This is a genomic window from Krasilnikovia cinnamomea, assembly GCF_004217545.1.
GTDB classification, from domain to species: Bacteria; Actinomycetota; Actinomycetes; order Mycobacteriales; family Micromonosporaceae; genus Actinoplanes; species Actinoplanes cinnamomeus.
On record NZ_SHKY01000001.1, the window covers coordinates 143,630 to 162,722 of the forward strand.

General features: G+C 73.0%; 18 protein-coding genes. 4 read left to right on the forward strand and 14 right to left on the reverse strand.

Features of this window, described 5'->3' with window-relative positions:
* The first annotated feature begins 97 nt into the window (after positions 1-97).
* Complete coding sequence (locus EV385_RS00560) at positions 98-382, forward strand: peptidoglycan-binding protein (RefSeq protein ID WP_130507652.1); 285 nt, start codon at positions 98-100, stop codon at positions 380-382.
* Between the two features lie 24 nt (positions 383-406).
* Here the strand turns inward: EV385_RS00560 and EV385_RS00565 are convergent, their stop codons facing one another.
* The 11 genes from EV385_RS00565 to EV385_RS00615 all read right to left on the reverse strand — a co-directional run bounded on the left by EV385_RS00565 (position 407) and on the right by EV385_RS00615 (position 10,375).
* The gene (locus EV385_RS00565; RefSeq protein WP_130507653.1) at positions 407-964 is read right to left on the reverse strand and encodes a MerR family transcriptional regulator; all 558 of its coding nucleotides are present in this window, start codon (positions 962-964) and stop codon (positions 407-409) included.
* Positions 965-1,097: 133 nt separating this feature from the next.
* The gene (locus EV385_RS00570) at positions 1,098-1,562 is read right to left on the reverse strand and encodes a bifunctional nuclease family protein (protein ID WP_130507654.1); all 465 of its coding nucleotides are present in this window, start codon (positions 1,560-1,562) and stop codon (positions 1,098-1,100) included.
* A 171-nt stretch (positions 1,563-1,733) separates the two neighbouring features.
* Positions 1,734-2,417 carry a transcriptional regulator FtsR gene (gene ftsR, locus EV385_RS00575; RefSeq protein ID WP_130512976.1) on the reverse strand — a complete coding sequence of 228 codons (684 nt, stop codon included), beginning with the start codon at positions 2,415-2,417 and terminating at the stop codon, positions 1,734-1,736.
* 65 nt (positions 2,418-2,482) lie between these two features.
* Positions 2,483-2,935 carry an oxoglutarate dehydrogenase inhibitor Odhl gene (gene odhI / locus EV385_RS00580; protein ID WP_130507655.1) on the reverse strand — a complete coding sequence of 151 codons (453 nt, stop codon included), beginning with the start codon at positions 2,933-2,935 and terminating at the stop codon, positions 2,483-2,485.
* A 221-nt stretch (positions 2,936-3,156) separates the two neighbouring features.
* Positions 3,157-3,537 carry a glycine cleavage system protein GcvH gene (gcvH, locus tag EV385_RS00585; protein ID WP_130507656.1) on the reverse strand — a complete coding sequence of 127 codons (381 nt, stop codon included), beginning with the start codon at positions 3,535-3,537 and terminating at the stop codon, positions 3,157-3,159.
* A 43-nt stretch (positions 3,538-3,580) separates the two neighbouring features.
* Entirely contained in the window at positions 3,581-4,936 is a 1,356-nt protein-coding gene (locus EV385_RS34740) for a DUF881 domain-containing protein (protein WP_242624622.1), read from the reverse strand.
* Between the two features lie 9 nt (positions 4,937-4,945).
* The gene (locus tag EV385_RS00595; RefSeq protein ID WP_130507657.1) at positions 4,946-5,278 is read right to left on the reverse strand and encodes a small basic family protein; all 333 of its coding nucleotides are present in this window, start codon (positions 5,276-5,278) and stop codon (positions 4,946-4,948) included.
* A complete protein-coding gene (locus tag EV385_RS00600; protein WP_130507658.1) occupies positions 5,275-6,192 on the reverse strand; it encodes a DUF881 domain-containing protein in 918 nt (305 codons plus the stop codon). The genes EV385_RS00595 and EV385_RS00600 overlap by 4 nt, the downstream gene beginning before the upstream one ends.
* A complete protein-coding gene (gene clsA, locus EV385_RS00605; RefSeq protein ID WP_130507659.1) occupies positions 6,189-6,818 on the reverse strand; it encodes a cardiolipin synthase ClsA in 630 nt (209 codons plus the stop codon). The genes EV385_RS00600 and clsA overlap by 4 nt, the downstream gene beginning before the upstream one ends.
* Positions 6,819-6,930: 112 nt before the next feature.
* Positions 6,931-8,907, reverse strand: a complete 1,977-nt coding sequence (locus EV385_RS00610) for a vWA domain-containing protein (protein WP_207229724.1) — start codon at positions 8,905-8,907, stop codon at positions 6,931-6,933.
* 46 nt (positions 8,908-8,953) lie between these two features.
* Positions 8,954-10,375 carry a sigma 54-interacting transcriptional regulator gene (locus tag EV385_RS00615; RefSeq protein WP_130507660.1) on the reverse strand — a complete coding sequence of 474 codons (1,422 nt, stop codon included), beginning with the start codon at positions 10,373-10,375 and terminating at the stop codon, positions 8,954-8,956.
* A 70-nt stretch (positions 10,376-10,445) separates the two neighbouring features.
* On the opposite strand from EV385_RS00615, the gene EV385_RS00620 reads away from it, so the two are divergent.
* A complete protein-coding gene (locus tag EV385_RS00620) occupies positions 10,446-12,080 on the forward strand; it encodes an ABC-F family ATP-binding cassette domain-containing protein (protein ID WP_130507661.1) in 1,635 nt (544 codons plus the stop codon).
* Positions 12,081-12,164: 84 nt separating this feature from the next.
* Here the strand turns inward: EV385_RS00620 and EV385_RS00625 are convergent, their stop codons facing one another.
* Positions 12,165-13,760: a glycoside hydrolase family 10-like protein gene (locus tag EV385_RS00625; RefSeq protein WP_242624623.1), complete on the reverse strand. Its 1,596-nt coding sequence runs from the start codon at positions 13,758-13,760 to the stop codon at positions 12,165-12,167.
* A gap of 119 nt (positions 13,761-13,879) precedes the next feature.
* Between EV385_RS00625 and EV385_RS00630 the strand changes: the two genes are divergently transcribed.
* Positions 13,880-14,809 (forward strand): NAD(P)/FAD-dependent oxidoreductase, encoded by a 930-nt coding sequence (locus tag EV385_RS00630; protein ID WP_242624624.1) that lies wholly within the window; start codon positions 13,880-13,882, stop codon positions 14,807-14,809.
* Positions 14,810-14,816: 7 nt separating this feature from the next.
* On the opposite strand, the gene EV385_RS00635 is transcribed toward EV385_RS00630, so the two are convergent.
* A complete protein-coding gene (locus EV385_RS00635; protein WP_130507662.1) occupies positions 14,817-16,424 on the reverse strand; it encodes a methyl-accepting chemotaxis protein in 1,608 nt (535 codons plus the stop codon).
* Between the two features lie 111 nt (positions 16,425-16,535).
* A complete protein-coding gene (glgA, locus tag EV385_RS00640) occupies positions 16,536-17,747 on the reverse strand; it encodes a glycogen synthase (protein ID WP_130507663.1) in 1,212 nt (403 codons plus the stop codon).
* A gap of 59 nt (positions 17,748-17,806) precedes the next feature.
* On the opposite strand from glgA, the gene glgC reads away from it, so the two are divergent.
* Positions 17,807-19,039: a glucose-1-phosphate adenylyltransferase gene (gene glgC, locus EV385_RS00645; RefSeq protein WP_130507664.1), complete on the forward strand. Its 1,233-nt coding sequence runs from the start codon at positions 17,807-17,809 to the stop codon at positions 19,037-19,039.
* Positions 19,040-19,093 lie beyond the last annotated feature (54 nt).

The following is a 19,093-nucleotide window of genomic DNA, read 5'->3' on the forward strand; positions in this document are numbered from 1 at the left end:
AGTCGCAGGGACCCGCGGGAGTTCGGGTCCGCGGGCGGAGGTGCGGGTGCCTCGTTGCCGGACATGCTGGGCCGCACACCGTCCGGGGAGGTTCGCGATGTCCGCACGAGGAATGCTCAGCGTGGTCGGCACGGCGGTCGGCGGGCTGATCGGCTGGCCCGCCGACCAGCCACCGCCGGCCGACCCGGACGCGCTCCGCGAGCTGTTCGGGGATCTCGGCGTCGCCGTGGGGCCCGACGAGCGGGACCTGTCCGCTGCGGTCCGGTCCTTTCAGGCCCGCTCGGGCCTCGCCGAGGACGGGGTGGCCGGGCCACGCACCGTGCACCGCCTGGTCCGCTCCGCCGCCCAGGCGCGGGATCTGCGCGGGTTCCGCGCGGCCTGAGATGCCGCTCGCGTACGGAAGTCGTCAGCCGACGCGGCGGCGGGCCCGGCGGGCGGCCAGCTCGTCGCCCGCCGCCGGCTCGGCGGGCGCGGCCGCGCCGACCGGCTGCGGGGCGCTGGCGGGCTCGGCCGGCAGGTGCGACAGCGATCCCTGGATCTCCTTGAAGGCGCCGCCGATCGCGATGCCGAACACGCCCTGGCCGCCCTGCAGCAGGTCCACGACCTCTTCCGGGGAGCGGCATTCGTAGACGGTCGTGCCGTCGGAGATCAGGGTGATCCCGGCCAGGTCCTCGACGCCGCGCGAGCGCAGTGTCTCGATCGCCTTGCGGATGTTCTGCAGCGACACCCCGGCGTCGAGCAACCGCTTCACGACCTTGAGGACCACCAGGTCACGGAACGAGTAGAGCCGCTGCGTGCCGGAGCCGGACGCGTCGCGGATGCTGGGCACGACCAGCGCGGTACGCGCCCAGTAGTCGAGCTGGCGGTAGCTGATGCCCGCCGCGTGGCAGGCCGTCACGCCGCGATAGCCGACGTCGCCGTCCTCGCCGACCCGGGGACCCTCGAGAGGATCTGACTCGTGCACGCGACTACCTCCCCGCTGCGCGGCCACCTCATCTGGATGCCCCGAGCGTATATCGCACCGGGCCGACGAACAGGGAGGTAATGCCGCGACACGCCGCGTGTGGGCGACGAAACCTGTGGTGACCGTCGATGGGTCAGCCCGCGAAGTCCTCCGGCCGGACCTGATCGAGGAACTCGCGGAATTTCTCCACCTCGTCCTCCTGCTCGTCCGGGATGACGATGCCGGCCTCGGTGAGTACCTGGTCCGCGCAGCGGATCGGCGCGCCGACCCGCAGCGCCAGCGCGATCGAGTCACTGGGCCGCGCCGAGACCCGCAGATCGTCACCGATCAGCAGATCAGCGTAGAACACGTTCTCCTTCAGCTCCGTGATCTCCACGGCCTTCAGCGGCGCCTGCAGCGCCGCGAGGATGTCCCGCAGCAGGTCATGGGTCAGCGGCCGGGCCGGTTTGACGCCCTGCTGCTCGTACGCGATGGCGGTCGCCTCCACCGCGCCGATCCAGATCGGCAGGTACCGATCACCGTCGACCTCCCTGAGCAGGACGATCGGCTGGTTGCTGGGCAGCTCCACCCGAACTCCGACCACGCTCAGCTCGCGCACCGCCCGCCTCCGTGTCGCTGTCGTCCCCGCCCCAAATGACCACCCGAGGTGGCCTTCAGGCTGTTTCCCGCGCCCTCACCTGCACGGTACACGGCGCTGTCGGGCGTACCCCCACACGAGGGCCGTGTCCGTGCACCACCGGCAGTACCCTCCGAGCCTACGACGAACCGCTCAGCGGCCGAGCGTCGCGCGCAGCCCGGCCCGCACCAGGGCCGCGTGCAGCCGCTGCGACAGCGCCTGCAGCTCGCGGGCCGTCTCGGCGGCGCGGGCGCGGGCGCCCGGATCATGCTGGCGCACCAGCGGAGCCAGCAACTGCGTGAACAGACCCACCTCGCGGTCCGCCGCGACCCGGAACGCGCGCAGATGCCGCAGCTCCAGCCCGTGCCGGGTCAGCCCCACCACGGCCTCGACGATGACCACGGCGTCGCCGTCGTACCAGCCGGGCGGCCGGGACAGCACCAGGCCCAGCCGTTCCAGCTCGGTGAGCAGGTCATCGGCGACCCCGGTACGCGCGACCAGATCGGCGCGGGAGACCCGCACGTCGCCGGTCTCCACCGGCACGTCACCCTCGGGGCCGACCGCCACCAGGGCGGGCCGTCCGGCGGCCGGAGGCTCGCCCTCCCCCCGCTCCACCGCCTCCAACTGCTCGCGGATCACCCGCAGCGGCAGGTACTGGTCGCGCTGGGCGGTGAGCACGAACCGCAGCCGGGCCACGTCGTTCCAGGTGTACTTGCGGTAGCCGGAGGCGGTGCGCTGGGGATCGACCAGCCCCTCCGCCTCGAGGAATCGCAGCTTCGAGATCGTCGTGTCGGGGAACTCCGTCCGCAGGTGGGCCAGCACCTCCCCGATGCTCATCAGCGCGCTGTCCCGGGCGCCCAGCTCATGGGCACCCGGGTCGCGTGCGGCCGCCCCGGACGGGTTCACGCCCCGCCGCCCTCGCTCTCCGGCCGGGGACCGGCGATGAACACCAGGCGGAACTTGCCGATCTGCACCTCGTCGCCGTTGCTGAGCGTGGCCGACTCGACCCGCTCCCGGTTGACGTAGGTGCCGTTGAGCGAGCCCACGTCGCGCACCGTGAAGGTGCCGCCGTCGCGGTGGAACTCCGCGTGGCGCCGCGACACGGTCACGTCGTCGAGGAAGATGTCACTGTCGGGATGCCGGCCGCTGGTCGTCACGTCGTGATCCAGCAGGAACCGCGCCCCCGCGTTCGGGCCACGGCGCACCACGAGCAGCGCCATGCCGGGCGGCAGCGAACCGGACATCCGGCTCGGCACCACATCGGTCTCGGGACCCTCGAGCACCTCGTCGAGAGCGCCGAGGTTGAGCGTGGACGTGACGTCGAGCGGGGGAAACTCGTCGTCTGGGCGCGTCATCGGACCACCTCACGGATCTGGTCGGTCGCCGCCCGTGGCCACAAGGGGTGAGCGGAACCGGACACGACGCCCGGAGCGCGGCACCCCCCGCCGCTGCCCGGAGGCTCCAGACGGACGACTATCGGTTGCGAATGAATAACGGTCTACTTCATGTGCCCCGCGAGCCTAGTCAGCGCGAAAAAGCGCGGCAACCGGACGCGCGGAGTGTGTGATACGCCGCGTCAGCTCTCGGTGAGCGAACGGTAGGCGGCCGCGTCCAGCAGGCCCTGGAGCGAATCCGGATCTTCCGGAGCAATCTCCACCAGCCAGCCGGCCGCGTACGGCTCGGCATTGATCAGCTCCGGTTCGTCGGCCAGCGTCGCGTTGCGCGACACCACCGTCCCGGAGATCGGCGCGTAGATCTCCGACACGCTCTTGGTGGACTCGATCTCCCCGAGCGCGTCACCCGTGCGCACCGCCGTGCCCTCCTCGGGCAGCTGCACGTACACGATGTCGCCGAGCGCGTCCTGCGCGAAGTGGGTGATGCCCACCCGCACCGGTCCGCTCCCGTCGCCCGCCACCCACTCGTGTTCGGACGTGTACCGCAGGTCCTCAGGAATCACAGTTCCTCCGTTGTCACAACCCGGCGAATCGCTCCGCACCCGGTCAGGAGACCGGACGCGCGTACTGCAGATTGGTGGCCTTGCGCACCGCGGTCACCTCGACCATGGCGCGTTGCTCCATGGTCACGCTACCGCCGGCGCCCTCCACGGACGCGACCACCCCACCGGGGATCTGCAACGCGGTCTGCATCGTCTGCGGCACCCCGATCACCGACAACGTGTACGGCCCGGTGAGCCGCACGCCGTCGACGGTGATGCCGCCACCGTCGGAGTCCACGAAGTAGCTTCCCGCCACGATGCGGACGGGCGCGCCACCCGCCCCGGCCAGCTCCATCACCTCACCGCCCGCGCCGCGCAGCTCCTGCACCGCGTTGAGGATCGCCGACGCCTTGACCCCCTGCCCCTTCGGATCGATCGTGATCCGCAGACCGGGCCCCCGGCCCGGCAGGGTGCCCGCCAGCAGGCCCAGCTCGTCCGCGCGCTTGTCGGCCTCCGCCAGCGCCGCCTGCCGCCCCGCCACGCCCGAGGTGAGCTGACGCTGGCTCTGCTCCAGCGCGTTGATCTCCGCTTGCAGCCGGGTGTCGCGGGCTTCCAGGTCGGACAGGATGCGCACCAGGTCCTCTTGCCGCGCGGTCGCCAGCCCCTCGTCGCTGCCGTTGCTGCGCAACTGCACCACCAGCGTGAAGCCGAACAGCGCCAGCAGGACCCAGATCAACGCGCCCGCCGACGACACCCGCCGCCAGGGCGCCGGCCGCCGCGCGGGAACCGCGCCAGCGTCCCCGGCGCCAGCGCTCTCCGTGCCGGTGCTCTCCGTGCCGGTGCTCTCCGTGCCGGTGCTCTCCGTGCCGGTGCTCTCCGTGCCAGTGCTCTCCGTGCCCGCGCTGTCCGCGCCAGCGCCCTCCGCGCCAGTGCCCTCCGCGCCAGCCGCGTCCGGGGCTGATGCCATCCGGTCGACTTCCACCGGATCGAGTGACACCGCGGTCGGTTGCGCCTCCGGCGCGGCGATCGGAGCCCGATCCGCCGAGGCCGAGGCAGCGCCGACCCGGTCGCGCGACATGACGGCCGCGGGCTCGTCGCCCCCCGCCACGACCGGCTCGTCCTCCGCCGCAGCCGCGAACGGTTCCTCCCGCCGCGTGGCAACCGTGGGCTCATCGCCGGACGCCACGACCGTCGACTCGTCGCCTGGCGTCACGACCGTCGACTCGTCGCGTGACGTCACGACCGTCGGCTCGTCGCCCGGCGTGGGCGCCCCCGGCTCATCGCGCGGTGTGACGACGGTCGGCTCGTCGCCCGGCGTGGGCACCCCCGGCTCATCGCGCGGCGTGACGACGGTCGGCTCGTCGTCTCGCGCGGTGTCCTGGGCCGGGTCTGCCGGGCGCGGTCGGTGCTGGTCGCTCATCGCCGGTCCTCAGGCCCGGAACAGGTGGCGGCGGATGGCCGCCACATTGCCGAAGATCCGCACTCCGAGCACCACCACCACGCCCGTGGAGAGCTGCCCGCCCACGCCCAGCTGGTCACCCAGGTAGACGATCAGCGCGGCCACCACCACGTTGGCGATGAACGACACCACGAACTGCTTGTCGTCGAAGATGCCGTCCAGCTTCGCCCGGACGCCGCCGAACACGGCGTCCAGCGCCGCCACCACGGCGATGGGCAGGTACGGCTGCAGGCCCGGCGGCACGGTCGGGTGCAGCACGATGCCGAGAACGACACCGGCGGCCAGGGCGAGTACGGCGATCATCGGCCGCCTTTCGTGGGGGTGCCGGCCGGCGGGGGCGAGTCCGGGCCGGGGGACGGGGGGCCACCGGAGGGCGGTGGGGTCGACGGCACCGCCACCCGCAGCTTCAGCTCGGTGGCCGCGTCGAGGGTCACGTCGTGCACGGTGGTCGCGTCGAAACTCATGCCGTACCGGGCGACCAGCTCACGGAAGAAGCGCCCAGCGTAGCCGTCGCGGAAGTCGCCGGCCAGGGAGTCCGGGCCGATCGCCACCACCTCGTACGGCGAGGCCACCGGGCGGAAGTCCACCAGGATCGCCTCGCCCGCCTGCCGGATCGTGGAGGTGGCGGTGAGCCGCTGGCCGTTGATCGCGATCGCCTCCGCCCCGGCCGCCCACAACGCGTTGGCCGCCAGTTGCAGGTCGCTGTCGCGGACGCGGGCGTCGCTCGACTGCTTGCCGGTCACCGGATTGACCGCGGTGGGTCCGTCGCCGATCGTGATCTTGGCACCGGGACCGTGTACGGGGGCCAGGCCGGTCTGCGCCTCCAGGTCACGCAGCCGCGCCACGGCGGCGCCACCGAGCTCGCGTTCCTGCAGCGTCGCCACCTCGGCGCGCAGCTCGTCGGCGCGGTTCTGCAGGGTGACCGTGCCGTCGCGCCGGTGCCGCACCTGCTCGGCCAGGGTGGCCCGCGCCTTGGTGCGCCCCGGCTCGTCCGCGACGGTCTGCTGGTACGCCACCACCAGCAGGAAGCCGACGCCGATCAGGGTCAACGCGCTGACCGTACTGATCAGGCGCCGTCGCGGGGCGCTGCGCGGGCCTTCGCGGGCCCGGCGGGCCGCCGCGTCGGCGTAGCCCGGGTCGAGCGGATTGCGGAACAGCTCGGTCAGGAAGTCCGGGGTGAAGGTCCGGCGCTCGCCGCCGCCTACAGGCGAGGTCATCCGGCGCCCGCCCCGGCCCGCGCGGCGCGGTCGGCGCGCAGCACGGTGGCGGTCTGCATCAGGTACAGCGCGGCCGCCGCCCAGTACAGGCCCAGCGCCCACCACGCCAGCCCCCAGCCGATCGGCCCGGCGACGGCGGCGGTCGCGGGCACCGCGTGCGCCAGCAGCAGCATGGGGAACGCGCCGAGCAGGACGAACGTGCCGGTCTTGCCGACGTAGTGCACCGGCGGCGGCCCGTAGCCGTGGCGGCGCAGCACCAGCAGCGCCACCCCCAGCACCACCTCGCGGGCCAGCAGCGCGACCGTCAGCCACCACGGCACGACCTCGCGGACGGTGAAGCCGATCAGCGTGGCGAGGATGTACAGCCGGTCCGCGAACGGGTCGAGCAGCTCACCCAGCCGGCTGACCGTGCCCGTGCGCCGGGCGACGTACCCGTCGACCCAGTCGGTGGTGCCGCCCAGCGCGAGCACCACGAGCGCCGCGACGTCGGCGTGCGGGACGAGCAGAAGATAGAGGAACAGCGGCACGCCGAGCAGGCGCGCGAAGCTGATGACGTTCGGAATCGTCCAGATCCGGTCGGAGGCGGCCGGTGGGCGCGGGGCGACGGGCGCAGGCTGCTGCGGCATCGCGACTCCCTCTCCCCCGATGGCCGGTCAACGCGGAGCAACTATAACCAGGCGCGTGGCGGTCCCCTCACCACCGGTTGCGTCACGCACACCGCGCGGCCGTCCTAGGACCCTAGCTTCCGGCGGGGCGACGGCCTCGGCGGGCCCGGACGTAGTCGTCGACGACGTACCGGCCGAGGTCGGCGACGTCGGGGCTGAACACCCGGCCGCCGCTGCGCTGGGCCACCGCGTCCACGAAGCGGCGCAGCGACGGGTCCTCGCCGAGCATGAACAGGTTCAGGGTGGCGCCGTACCGGGTCAGGTGGTCGACCTCCTCGACCGTCGCCCGGACCGTCTCGGGCAGCGGCGGCCAGGCGAAGTACGCCTCGCCGTCGTCCTCCAGGTGGGCGGTGGGCTCGCCGTCCGTCACCACCAGCACCACCGGCTCGGAGCCGGGGTGGCGGCGCAGGTGGCGGCCCGCCAGCTTGAGGGCGTGCTGCAGGTTCGTGCCCTGCACCAGGTCCGGCTCGATCGCGGCCAGCTCGCCCTGCGACAGCGCCAGCGCGTACCGGCCGAAGCCGATGATCTGCAGAGAGTCCTGCGGGAACTGCGTCGCGACCAGGTGGGACAGCGCCAGCGCGGTCTGTTTCATCGGGCCCCACCGGCCGTCAGCGAACATCGAGTAGGACAGGTCCACGCACAGCGCCACCGCCGCCGAGGCGCGCCGTTCCGTCTCGGCCACCTCGAAGTCCTCCGGGTGCAGCCGTACGGGCAGGGTGGCCGTGGACCCCTCGGCGGCCCGGCGGCGGACCGCGTTGCCGATCGTACGGACCACGTCGATCGGCTGCTCGTCGCCGAAGTGCCAGCGCCGGGACGAGCCGACCAGATCCCCGGCCGCGCCCGCGTCGCGCAGGTCGTGCTCGCCGCGGCGCCGCCCGGCCAGGTCGGCGAACACCCGTGCCAGGGCGGTACGCCCGAGCCGGCGCAGGGCCTTGGGCGACAGGGTCAGGCCGCCTGGGTCGCGGCTCACCCAGCCCTGCCGGCGCAGCTCCCGCTCCAGCTCGCGCAGCCGCCGTACGTCGTCGGCGGCCGAGCGGCCGAGCCGGCGCTCCACGGCTTCGACGTCGACGTCGTCCAGGGTCGCGCCGGGGTGCTCCTGGCCCAGCTGCTCCAGCAGGTCGTCGAGCTCGGCCAGCTCGCCCAGCGCGGCCGTGGCGTCGCCGTACCCGAGATCGTCGGGGCCGCGCATCCGTTCGCCGCGTCCCCACGGCAGGTTGGGGCGCAGCGCGCGCAGGTTGTCGGTCAGCTCGGCGAGCTGACCGCGCAGCGGGCCGTCGCCGAGCGCCTGGTCGATCAGCTCGCCCAGCTCCTGCCGCTGCTGCGGGCTCAGCGAGCGCATCAGCTGCTCCGCCGCCGCGGCGCGGCGGGCCAGCGCGTCGATCAGGTCCTCGACGGTGTCCGGGCGTTCCGGGAAGAACTCGCCGTGGCGGTTCATGAACTCGGCGAACGCGTCCTGGGTGTCCTCGCCACGGGCGTGCCGGGCCAGCAGGTCGTTGAGGTCGCGCAGCATGTCGGCGACCCGGGCGTCGGTGGCCGAGTCGCCGCCGCGCAGCGCGTCGCGCAGGCCGGCGAAGCGCTGCTCCACCACGTCGCGGCGCAGCCCGTCGAGGATCTGCTGGTACAGGGCCCGGGCCTCGTCGCTGGCCCACTCGTAGCCGGCCAGCTCGCGCACCGCCTGGGCGGTGGAGCGGGGCAGCGCGTCCAGAACCGCCTCGTTGAACCGGGCCGTCTCGTCGTCGCGGCCGCGCAGCTCGTCGCGTTCGGTGGCGACGGCCTGGTCGAGCAGGGCCTGGGCGCCGGTCACCGCGCCGTCGAGGTTGCCGCGGCGCAGCGCCTCCCGGCGCAGCCTGCGGGCGCGGGCGCGCAGGTCGTCCAGGCCCCGGCCGTCCTGGGGACCGCGGCGCACCAGGTCGCGCAGGGCGTCGCGCAGGCTCTCCCCCGCCAGCACCCGCTCGCCAACCTCGTCGACCGCGGCCCGTACGTCGTACGGCGGGGCGAGCGGGTCCGGCCCCTCGCGCCACGCGCCGTACCGGAAGCGGTTGGCTCTCATGATTGTCCGCACCGCCCGCGGGACCAGCCGTCGGTAGCGGGCATGATCAGCTCCCGTAGAGGGTGCGGCCGTCGTCGGTCATCTCCTTGGCCAGCCGCCGGGTCAGGTGCAGGCCCTCCAGGGCGAACTCGATCCCCGAGGCCGCCTGTCCCGGACTGGGCGCGTCGCCGAGGCCGAGCCGGTCCAGCACCTTGGCCAGGCCGGGCACCGTGCCGATCTGGGCCAGCAGCTCCTGCGCGGAGACCAGCTCACCGGTCTCGATGATCGCGCCCTCGGCGACCAGGTCGGTGAAGCCGGACAGGTCCAGCCCGCCCAGCCGCGACCGGAACGTCTCCGCGGTGGCCACCCGCAGCAGGTGGGCCAGCACCTCGGGCTCCCGGCCCTCCTCGCCGCTGTCGAACTCGACCTTGCCGCGCAGCGTGCTGGTCACCGAGACGGTGTCGCAGACCCGGGCGACCGGCTCGTCGCCGCGCAACCCGGCGCGGCGCAGCGCGGAGGCGGCGACCGTCTCGGCCGCCGCGATCGCGAAGCGGGCCGACACGCCGGAGCGGGCGTCCACGGCCGGGGATTCGCGTACGGCGCGGGTGTAGCGGGCCAGCACGTCGACGAGGTGTTCGGGCACCTCGGCGCAGAGCGCCGCCTCCTGCCGGATCAGCGCCGTCTCCAGCTCCAGTTCGAGGGGGTAGTGGGTACGGATCTCCGCGCCGAACCGGTCCTTGAGCGGGGTGATGATCCGGCCCCGGTTGGTGTAGTCCTCCGGGTTGGCGCTGGCCACCAGCAGCAGATCCAGGGGCAGCCGCAGCTGGTAGCCGCGGACCTGGATGTCGCGTTCCTCCAGCACGTTGAGCAGCGACACCTGGATGCGCTCGGCCAGGTCGGGCAGCTCGTTGACGGCGAAGATGCCGCGGTTGGTGCGCGGCACGAGTCCGAAGTGGATCGTGTCGGGGTCGCCCAGCGCCCGGCCCTCGGCCACCTTGATCGGGTCGACGTCGCCGATCAGGTCGCCGACGCTGGTGTCCGGGGTGGCCAGCTTCTCGCCGTACCGCTGGGAGCGGTGCAGCCAGGCCACGCCCAGCTCATCGCCCAGCTCGGCGGCCAGCCGCCGCGACGCCGGGGTCAGCGGCTCGTACGGGTGTTCGCGCAGTTCGGAACCCTCGATGACCGGGGTCCACTCGTCGAGCAGGTCGACCAGGCCACGGATGAGCCGGGTCTTGCCCTGGCCCCGCTCGCCGAGCAGGACCATGTCGTGCCCGGCCAGCAGGGCCCGCTCCACCTCCGGCAGCACGGTGTCGTCGTAGCCGACGATGCCGGGGAAGCGGGGGGCACCGGAGCGCAGCCGGTCCAGCAGGTTGTCGCGCAGCTCCTGCTTGACGGTACGGAATTCGTGGCCGGCGGCGCGCAGCTCGCCGACGGTACGTGGCAGGTGGGCGGGTGTTTCGGGGACGCGCGGCGGAAAAGCAGCAGTCACCGTACGAACGCTACCCCGCGAACCAGGCGATCCCGCAGTGCTGACCGGTCCCGGATACGATCAGGCCGCTATGAGCGCCACCATGATCGCCCGGGATCTCGCCGCGGGGCACGGCGACCGCACCCTGTTCACGGGGCTCGACCTGGTGGTCGCGCCGGGCGACGTGATCGGGCTGGTCGGTGTCAACGGCGCCGGGAAAACGACCCTACTTCGTACACTCGCGGGCCTGTTGAGCGTCGAGTCCGGCTCGGTGTCGCTGAGCCCGCCCACCGCGACCGTGGGCTACCTGCCGCAGGAGCGGGAGCGCCGCCCCGGCGAGACGGTGCACGACTTCCTGGCCCGGCGCACCGGGGTCGGGCCCGCGCACGACGCGATGGAGGCGGCGGCCGAGGCGATGGCGGCGGGGGTGGCGGCCGCGTACGACGGCTACGACGAGGCGTTGCAGCGCTGGCTGGCGCTGGGCGGCGCGGACTTCGAGGAGCGTGCGCTCCAGGTCGCCGACGAGATCGGGCTCGGGGTGGCTCCCACCCATCCGATGACCGCGCTGTCGGGCGGCCAGGCGGCCCGCGCCCAGATGGCGTCGCTGCTGCTCAGCCGCTACGACGTGTTCCTGCTCGACGAGCCCACCAACGACCTGGATCTCGACGGCCTGGCCCGGCTGGAGCAGTTCGTCACGGGATTGCGCGCGGGCACGGTGCTGGTCAGCCACGACCGCGAGTTCCTGGCCCGTACCGCGACCGCGGTGCTGGAACTGGACCTGCACCAGCAACAGGTCAACCTGTTCGGCGGCGGCTACGAGTCGTACCTGCAGGAGCGGGAGCGGGCCCGGCGGCACGCCCGCGAGGAGTACGACGAGTACGCCGAGCGCAAGGAGAGCCTGCTGGAGCGGGCCCGCACGCAGCGCGCCTGGATGGAGAAGGGCGTGCGCAACGCGCGCCGCAAGGCCACCGACAACGACAAGAACATCAAGCACTTCCGGGGCGAGACCAGCGAGAAGCAGGCGGCCAAGGCGCGGCAGACGGAGAAGCTGATCGAGCGCCTGGAGGTGGTCGAGGAGCCGCGCAAGGAGTGGGAGCTGCGGATGGAGATCGCCGCGGCGCCCCGCGCCGGGGCGGTCGTCGCCACCGTGCGCGACGCGGTGGTGCGCCGCGGCGACTTCACGCTGGGACCGGTGACGCTGCAGATCGACTGGGCGGACCGGGTGGCGATCACGGGCGCCAACGGCTCCGGGAAGTCGACGCTGCTGGCCGCGATGCTGGGCCGGATCCCGCTGGACTCGGGCGCGGCCGCACTCGGCCCGGGTGTGGTCGTGGGCGAGGTCGACCAGGCGCGCGGGCTGTTCCTGGGCGACAGCTCGCTGCTGGCCGCGTTCGGGGCGGCGGTGCCGGAATTCAAGGACGCGGAGATCCGTACGCTGCTGGCGAAGTTCGGTTTGAAGGCCGCGCACGTGCTGCGCCCGGCGGGCACGCTGTCGCCCGGTGAACGGACCCGGGCCGCGCTGGCGCTGCTGCAGGCGCGCGGGGTGAACCTGCTGGTGCTCGACGAGCCGACCAACCACCTGGACCTGGCCGCGATCGAGCAGCTGGAGTCGGCGCTGGCGAGCTACGCCGGGACGCTGCTGCTGGTCACCCACGACCGCCGGATGCTGGCGGCGGTGCACACCACCCGCCGCTTTACGGTCACCGACGGCCGCGTCACGGAGTGAGCGAGGTCCGCGGGCTCGTCACGCCGCAGGCGGCGCGAAGTTGATGACTTCGGGTCAGGTCCGAACCCGAGGTCTCCAAGATCGCTAGATTCCGGCGGGGTTCGACGGGGGGCCCTCGTTCCCGGCCCGGTCCAGGGCGGTGAGGCAGTAGGTCACCGGGGCGGGCGGCGGCGCCGGATCCGTCACGGGGACCCCCGGGCTGCCGGTGGCCGCCAGCACCGCTCGGCCGCCGGTCACCCGGTACAGCGCCCAGGCGGCAGGGGACGCTCCGGTGCCGGGCCGCCAGTCGAGACGCACCGCTCCCGATCCGGCGGGCCGCGCCGCGCTCAGCTGCGGTGCGGCGGGCCCGGCGGCGGCGAGACGGCTGGCAACCGGGGGCAGGGCGGGCGCGGCGAAGTGGTGGTCGCGGTAGCGGGTGACCGCGCCGAGCCGGTTCGCGCGCACCTGCTTCGCGCTGAAGTGGACGCTGCCGTCGACGCGGTGCCGGGCGGCGAGGGTGAGCTGGCGGTCGAGCTGGGCGGGGTCGCGCCACGGGCCCTTCTCCCCCACCCGGTAGTCGGCGATGCCGATGTAGAGCCGCACCCCGGTGCCCTCGACCAGTTTCGCCCACCAGGGCAGCACCTTCGCGTAGTCCGCGCGGTCGAAGCCGATCGCCCAGTACAGCTGGGGCACCACATAGTCCAGCCAGCGTTCGCGGACCCAGCGCCGGGTGTCGGCGTAGATCTCGTCGTAGCTCTGCAGCCCGCGGGTGTCCGACCCGGCGCGGTCCGTGGCGGCGTTGCGCCAGATCCCGAACGGGCTGATCCCGAACTGGACCCACGGCTTGAGTGCCCGGATGCGTTCGCTCATCTCGCGGACCAGGGTGTCCACGTTCTCCCGCCGCCAGTCGGCCCGGCTCTGCCCCGGCCGGGCCCGCCGTTCGTAGCTCGCGTCGTCCGGGAAGTCCTGGCCCCGCTCCGGGTACGGGTAGAAGAAGTCGTCGAAGTGCACCCCGTCGACGTCGTACTTGCCGACCGCCTCCAGCATGGAGTCCTCGACGAAGCGGCGGGCGTCCGGGTTGCCCGGGTCGAAGTAGAGCCGCCCGGTGGGTCCGGTCGGGTACGCCAGCGCCCAGTCCGGATGCTTGCGCAGCGGGTGCGTGGCGGGCAGCTTCGCGAGGTCCGCCCCGGTGCCCGCGGGCGCCGGCTGGCTGCCCCGGTACGGGTTGAACCAGGCGTGGAACTGCAGGTTGCGGGCGTGCGCCTCGGCCACCATGAACGCCATCGGGTCCCAGCCGGGGCCCCGGCCGTCGCGCCGCCCGGTCAGCCACTGCGACCACGGCGCGTACGCCGACGGCCAGAACGCGTCCCCGCTGGGCCGGACGTGCACGAAGACCGCGTTGTGCCGCTGTGCCACCGCCAGGTCGAGCCAGGCGCGGTACTCGGCCTTGACCCGGGCCTCGCTCAGGCCGGGGCGGCTCGGGAAGTCGATGTTGTTGACCGTGGTGAGCCACATCCCGCGCAGCTGCCGTGGCGCCGCCACCGGCACCCCGGCGCACGATCCGCCCGCCGCGGTTCTCACCGGCGGTGGGGCCGACGGCGGCTCGGCGGTGGCGGCGCGCAGCAGCCCCGACCCGACGCCACCGAGGGCGGCGGCGAGGGCGAGGCCGAGGGCGAGGGCCCGGGCGGGAACACGAGGCACGCCCCACAGTGTGCCCAGGCCGGTGCGGCCCACCAAATGATCACGGCGTCAACCAGGCGTTTCATCCGATTTGGGGTGTGCCGGTCCATCGATCGGCGCACGGTCGTACAGTTCCGCGGGTGGGGGTCGTCGTGGTGGGTGCGGGCCTGGCGGGGCTCGCCTGCGCCCGCGAACTGGTCCGGGCCGGGGTGGCCGTGCGGGTGCTCGAGCGCGAACCGGTCGTCGGTGGGCGGCTGGGCGCGGCCTGCGTCGCCGGACGCTGCGCGGACGTCGGGGCCGGGTACTTCACCGCCGACGATCCGGCGTTCGTCGCGCAGGTGCGGCAGTGGGTGTCGGCGGGCCTGGCCCGGCCGTGGACGGACACCCTGATGACGTACGACCGGGGTGGGCCGCCGCACCCGTCGTCCGGGCCGGTGCGCTTCACCGCCCGGGGCGGGCTGCGCATGCTCGCCGACGACCTCGCCACCGGGCTGGACGTGACGTTGGGGTGCGCGGTGACCGAGCTGCCGCGCGCTTCCGCGGTCGTCCTCGCGATGCCCGGGCCGCAGGCGCTGCGGCTGCTCACCACGAGCTCCGACGCCGCCGGGCCGGTGGTCGAGGCCGCGCGGCTGCAGCGGTGGTCGGCCGTGCTCGCGACGGTGCTGACGTACCCGCGGCGATCCTGGCCGTCCTTTCGCGGCGCGTTCGTCAACGAGCACCCGGTGCTGGACAGGGTGTTCGACGACGGCGACCGCCGGGGCGACGGCGCACCCGTGCTGGTGGTCCACACGAGCGCCGAGTTCGCGGCGGCGCACCTGGACCGGCCCGCCGACGCCGGACCCGAGGTGGAACGCGCCACCCGCGAGCTGCTCGGCCTGCCCGCCCCGGCCACCGAGGTACACGTGCATCCCTGGCCGTACGCCCAGCCGGGGGCGCGACCGGACGCGGCCCCGTTCGTCCGCGGGGCGGGGATCGCGCTGGCCGGTGACGCGTTCGGACGGCCGCGGGTGCAGACGGCCTGGCTGTCCGGACGCGCCGTGGGTGCCGCGCTGGCGGCCGAGCTGGGCTGAACCCCGCTCAGACCCGGAATCCGGCGACCAGCCGCCGCAGCTCGGTGGAGAGGTCCGCGAGCTGGGTGGCGGACTGGTTCGCCTGCGCGGAGGCGACCGTGGTGTCGCGCACGGCGTCGGCGACGTCGGTGATGCTGTCCGCGACCCGGGTACCCGCGTTGGCCGCCTCCGCGACGTTGCGGGTCATCTCGTTGGTGGTCACGGTCTGCTCCTCGACGGCCGAGGCGATCGTGGTCTGGAACTCGTTGATGCTGCCGATGATCGTGCTGATCTCCTCGATCGCGCTGACCGCGCCGGTGGTGTCCGACTGGATCGCGGCGATCCGCTGGCTGATGTCCTCGGTGGCCCGTGCGGTCTCCTGGGCCAGGTCCTTGACCTCGCTGGCCACCACGGCGAAGCCCTTGCCGGCGTCACCGGCGCGGGCGGCCTCGATGGTGGCGTTGAGCGCCAGCAGGTTGGTCTGCTCCGCGATGTCGGTGATCACCTTGATGACGTTGCCGATCTCGGCGGAGGACTCGCCGAGCTGGGCCATCACCCCGCTGGTGGTGCCGGTGACGTCGACCGCGCGGGCGGCCACCGAGGCGGCCTCGGCGGCGCTGTGCGAGATCTCCCGGATGCTGGCACCCATCTGCTCCGCGCCCGCCGCGACCGTCTGGATGTTGCGCGACATCGCCGCGGCGGCGTCGGCGACCTCGTTGGCCTGCCGGGAGCCGCGCTCCGCGCTGGTGGCGCTGTCCGCGCTGATCCGGGTCAGCTCGTCGGAGGAACTGGTCAGCGTGCCGGCGTGCGCGCCGATGGAGGCGAGCGTGTGGCGCAGGTTGATGGTGGCCCGGCGCAGCGCGGAGGCCATCGCGCCCAGCTCGTCGCGCTGGGTCACGACCGCTTCCTGGGTCAGGTCACCGTCGGCGACGGAATCGAGGACCGTCTTGACCCGGCGCAGCGGCGCGACGATCAGGCGGGCGACCCAGAAGGCCAGCACCAGTGCGGCGATCAGCGCGACGGCCAGCACCACCGCGGTGCGGACCTGGGTCTTGGTGACGGCCGAGTCGAAGTCGGTGCCGCTGACCAGCTCGTCGTTGGCCCGTTTCAGCTCCGCCAGGATCTGGACCGAGATCTTCGCGCGCAGTGCCTGGTTCGGGCCGAGGGCGGCGGCGCGGGCCGCGGCCGGATCCGTCTGGAAAAGGTCGAACTCGGCCCGGATGGCGGTGAACCACTGGTTCGCGGCGGCGTTGAGGGTGGTGACCGCCTTCTTCTCCGCGGCGGTGTCGGCGTACTTGGCGGCGGCGTTGAGGGCGTTGTTGACCGTGCCCTGCCGGTTGAGCGTGGCGACCCGGAACTTCTCGTCCCCCTCGATCAGGTAGGTCCGCTCGTCGGTGGCGGCCGCCGAGGCCATCAGGGCCGCCAGGTTGAGGTTCGTGATGTACGGCACCTGGCGCTGGACCTCATCGGACCGAGTGGCCTTGAGCTGGTTGATGCCCACCAGGCTGACCAGGCCCACGACGAGCATGCCGACGATCGGGACCGCGACGGCGGTCAACACCTTGCCGCCCACCCGCAGGTCCGCGAACCATTGCAGCGGCGAGCGCCGGCGGCCGTCCGAAGCGGCACGAGCCATGGCGACCTCGCAGACCTGACCGATGTGGCATCGTCGGATGTGACATCGGCAGTATGCGGCCCCCGGAGGCCCCACCGGACCCGGAATGCACTATTTGGGGGGCTTCCGCCGTCAGCGGCCCAGCACCGAGCGGTACACCCGCGCGGTGTCCTCCGCGATGCTCGCCCAGGAGAACGTCTCGACCGCCCGGCGCCGTCCCGCGAGCCCCATCTGGCGGGCCCGGTCCGGGTCCTCGAGCAGCGTGGTGAGCGCGGCCGCGAGGTCGGCGACGAAGCGGTCCGGGTCCACCGGGGTGCCGGTGCCGTCGTCGGCCTGCGCGATCGGCACGAGCAGCCCGGTCTCGCCGTCCGCCACCACCTCCGGGATGCCGCCGGTCGCGGTGGCCACCACGGCGGTCTCGCAGGCCATGGCCTCCAGGTTGACGATGCCCATCGGCTCGTACACCGACGGGCAGACGAAGACCGTGCCGTGCGTGAGTACCTGCACGACCTCGTGCTTGGGCAGCATCTCCTGCACCCAGATCACCCCCCGCGGGTCGCGGGCGGCGCGCAGTTCGGCGGCCAGCTCCTCGACCTCGGCGGCGATCTCCGGGGTGTCCGGCGCGCCGGCCAGCAGCACGATCTGCGCCTTCGGCGGCAGCTCCCGGCAGGCCCGCATCAGGTACGGCAGGCCCTTCTGCCGGGTGATCCGGCCGACGAACACCACGCTGGGCCGGGCCAGGTCGATGCCGAGCCGCTCGACGACGTCGGTGCCGCGGTCGGGCCGGTACTGCTCGGTGTCGATGCCGTTGTAGACCACCCGGATCTTCTCCGGATCCACCCCCGGGTACGCGGCCAGCACGTCGCGTTTCATCCCGCCGGAGACCGCGATGATGGCGTCGGCGCTCTCCACGGCGGTGCGCTCGCAGTACGACGACAGCGCGTATCCCCCGCCGAGCTGCTCGGCCTTCCACGGCCGCAGCGGCTCCAGGCTGTGCGTGGTCAGCACGTGCGGGACGCCGTACAGCAGCTTGGCGACGTGGCCGGCGAAGTTGGCGTACCAGGTGTGACTGTGCACGATGTCGGTGCCGGCGCAGCCGGCGGCCATCGCCAGATCGATCCCCATGGTGCGCAGCGCGGCGTTGGCGTCGCGCAGCTGCTCCGGCTCGGGGTACGCGGTGACCCCGGGCTCGTCGCGCTTGGCGCCGAAGCAGTGCACCCGCACGTCGGCGAGGGGACGCAGCTCGCGGGCGAGATACTCCACGTGCACGCCGGCGCCGCCGTACACCTCCGGCGGGTACTCCCGGGTCAGCAGATCCACGCGCAGGGCCCCCGAGTCGGTCACGTGACGCAGAATAGCCGCTTTGGCTGGTGTTCGGGCACGGGGAAAGTTAGCGTCGCTGCATGGGTGTCAAGGTCCTCGCTATCGTGCTGGCAGGCGGCGAAGGGAAGCGGCTGATGCCGCTGACCGCGGACCGGGCCAAGCCCGGGGTTCCGTTCGGCGGGATCTACCGCATGATCGACTTTGTGCTGTCCAACCTGGCGAACGCCGGCTACCTCAAGATCGTCGTATTGACGCAGTACAAGTCGCACTCGCTGGACCGGCACATATCCAAGACCTGGCGGATGTCCACCCTGCTCGGCAACTACGTCACCCCGGTGCCCGCGCAGCAGCGCCTCGGACCGCGCTGGTTCGCCGGCTCCGCCGACGCGATCTACCAGAGCCTCAACCTGATCAACGACGAGACCCCCGACTACGTGATCGTCTTCGGCGCGGACCACATCTACCGGATGGATCCGAAGCAGATGGTCAAGGCCCACATCGCGTCAGGCGCCGCGGTCACCGTGGCCGGCATCCGCCAGCCCAAGTCGCTGTCCGACCAGTTCGGCGTCATCGACGTGGCCGAGGACGGCCGGCGCATCCGCGCGTTCCGGGAGAAGCCGCGCGAGGTCGAAGGGCTGCCCGACGCCCCCGACGAGATCTACGCGTCGATGGGCAACTACGTGTTCACGACCCGGGCGCTGTGCGAGGCCGTGACCGCCGACGCCCGCGACCCCGACAGCAAGCACGACATGGGCGGCAACATCATCCCGATGCTGGTGGAACGCGGCGAGGCCAACGTCTACGACTTCCGCGACAACGACGTACCCGGCAGCACCGACCGCGACCGCGGCTACTGGCGCGACGTGGGGACCCTGGACTCGTTCTACGACGCCCACATGGACCTGATCGCGACGCTGCCCGTGTTCAACCTCTACAACATGGACTGGCCGATCTTCACGAACTACGGCTCGTGGCCACCCGCCAAGTTCGTGCACTCGCACGACGACCGGCAGGGCCGCGCGGTCCAGTCGATGATCTCCCCCGGCGTGGTCATCTCCGGGGCGTACGTGGAACGCTCGGTCGTCTCCCCCAGCGTCCGGGTCAACTCGTGGGCCCATGTGGAGGGCTCCGTGCTCATGGACAACGTCTCGGTCGGGCGCCGCGCGGTGATCCGCAACGCGATCATCGACAAGAACGTCATCATCCCCGAGGGCGCGCAGATCGGCGTGGACCTCGACCGGGACCGCAAGCTGTACACCGTCTCCGACGGCGGGGTGGTCGTGGTCGGCAAGAACCAGCACGTGGAACTGTGACCGGCCGGGCGCCCGCCTGCGCAGTCCTCGCAGGTGGATTCGACGGGCGGGGCC

Excerpts from the sequence above, each read along its gene's own strand:
- EV385_RS00560 (WP_130507652.1), top strand. The coding sequence starts at position 98 with ATGTCCGCACGAGGAATGCTCAGCGTGGTCGGCACGGCGGTCGGCGGG.
- ftsR (WP_130512976.1), bottom strand. The coding sequence starts at position 2,417 with ATGAGCATCGGGGAGGTGCTGGCCCACCTGCGGACGGAGTTCCCCGAC.
- odhI (WP_130507655.1), bottom strand. The coding sequence starts at position 2,935 with ATGACGCGCCCAGACGACGAGTTTCCCCCGCTCGACGTCACGTCCACG.
- EV385_RS34740 (WP_242624622.1), bottom strand. The coding sequence starts at position 4,936 with ATGAGCGACCAGCACCGACCGCGCCCGGCAGACCCGGCCCAGGACACC.
- EV385_RS00595 (WP_130507657.1), bottom strand. The coding sequence starts at position 5,278 with ATGATCGCCGTACTCGCCCTGGCCGCCGGTGTCGTTCTCGGCATCGTG.
- EV385_RS00600 (WP_130507658.1), bottom strand. The coding sequence starts at position 6,192 with ATGACCTCGCCTGTAGGCGGCGGCGAGCGCCGGACCTTCACCCCGGAC.
- clsA (WP_130507659.1), bottom strand. The coding sequence starts at position 6,818 with ATGCCGCAGCAGCCTGCGCCCGTCGCCCCGCGCCCACCGGCCGCCTCC.
- EV385_RS00610 (WP_207229724.1), bottom strand. The coding sequence starts at position 8,907 with ATGAGAGCCAACCGCTTCCGGTACGGCGCGTGGCGCGAGGGGCCGGAC.
- EV385_RS00620 (WP_130507661.1), top strand. The coding sequence starts at position 10,446 with ATGAGCGCCACCATGATCGCCCGGGATCTCGCCGCGGGGCACGGCGAC.
- EV385_RS00635 (WP_130507662.1), bottom strand. The coding sequence starts at position 16,424 with ATGGCTCGTGCCGCTTCGGACGGCCGCCGGCGCTCGCCGCTGCAATGG.
- glgC (WP_130507664.1), top strand. The coding sequence starts at position 17,807 with ATGGGTGTCAAGGTCCTCGCTATCGTGCTGGCAGGCGGCGAAGGGAAG.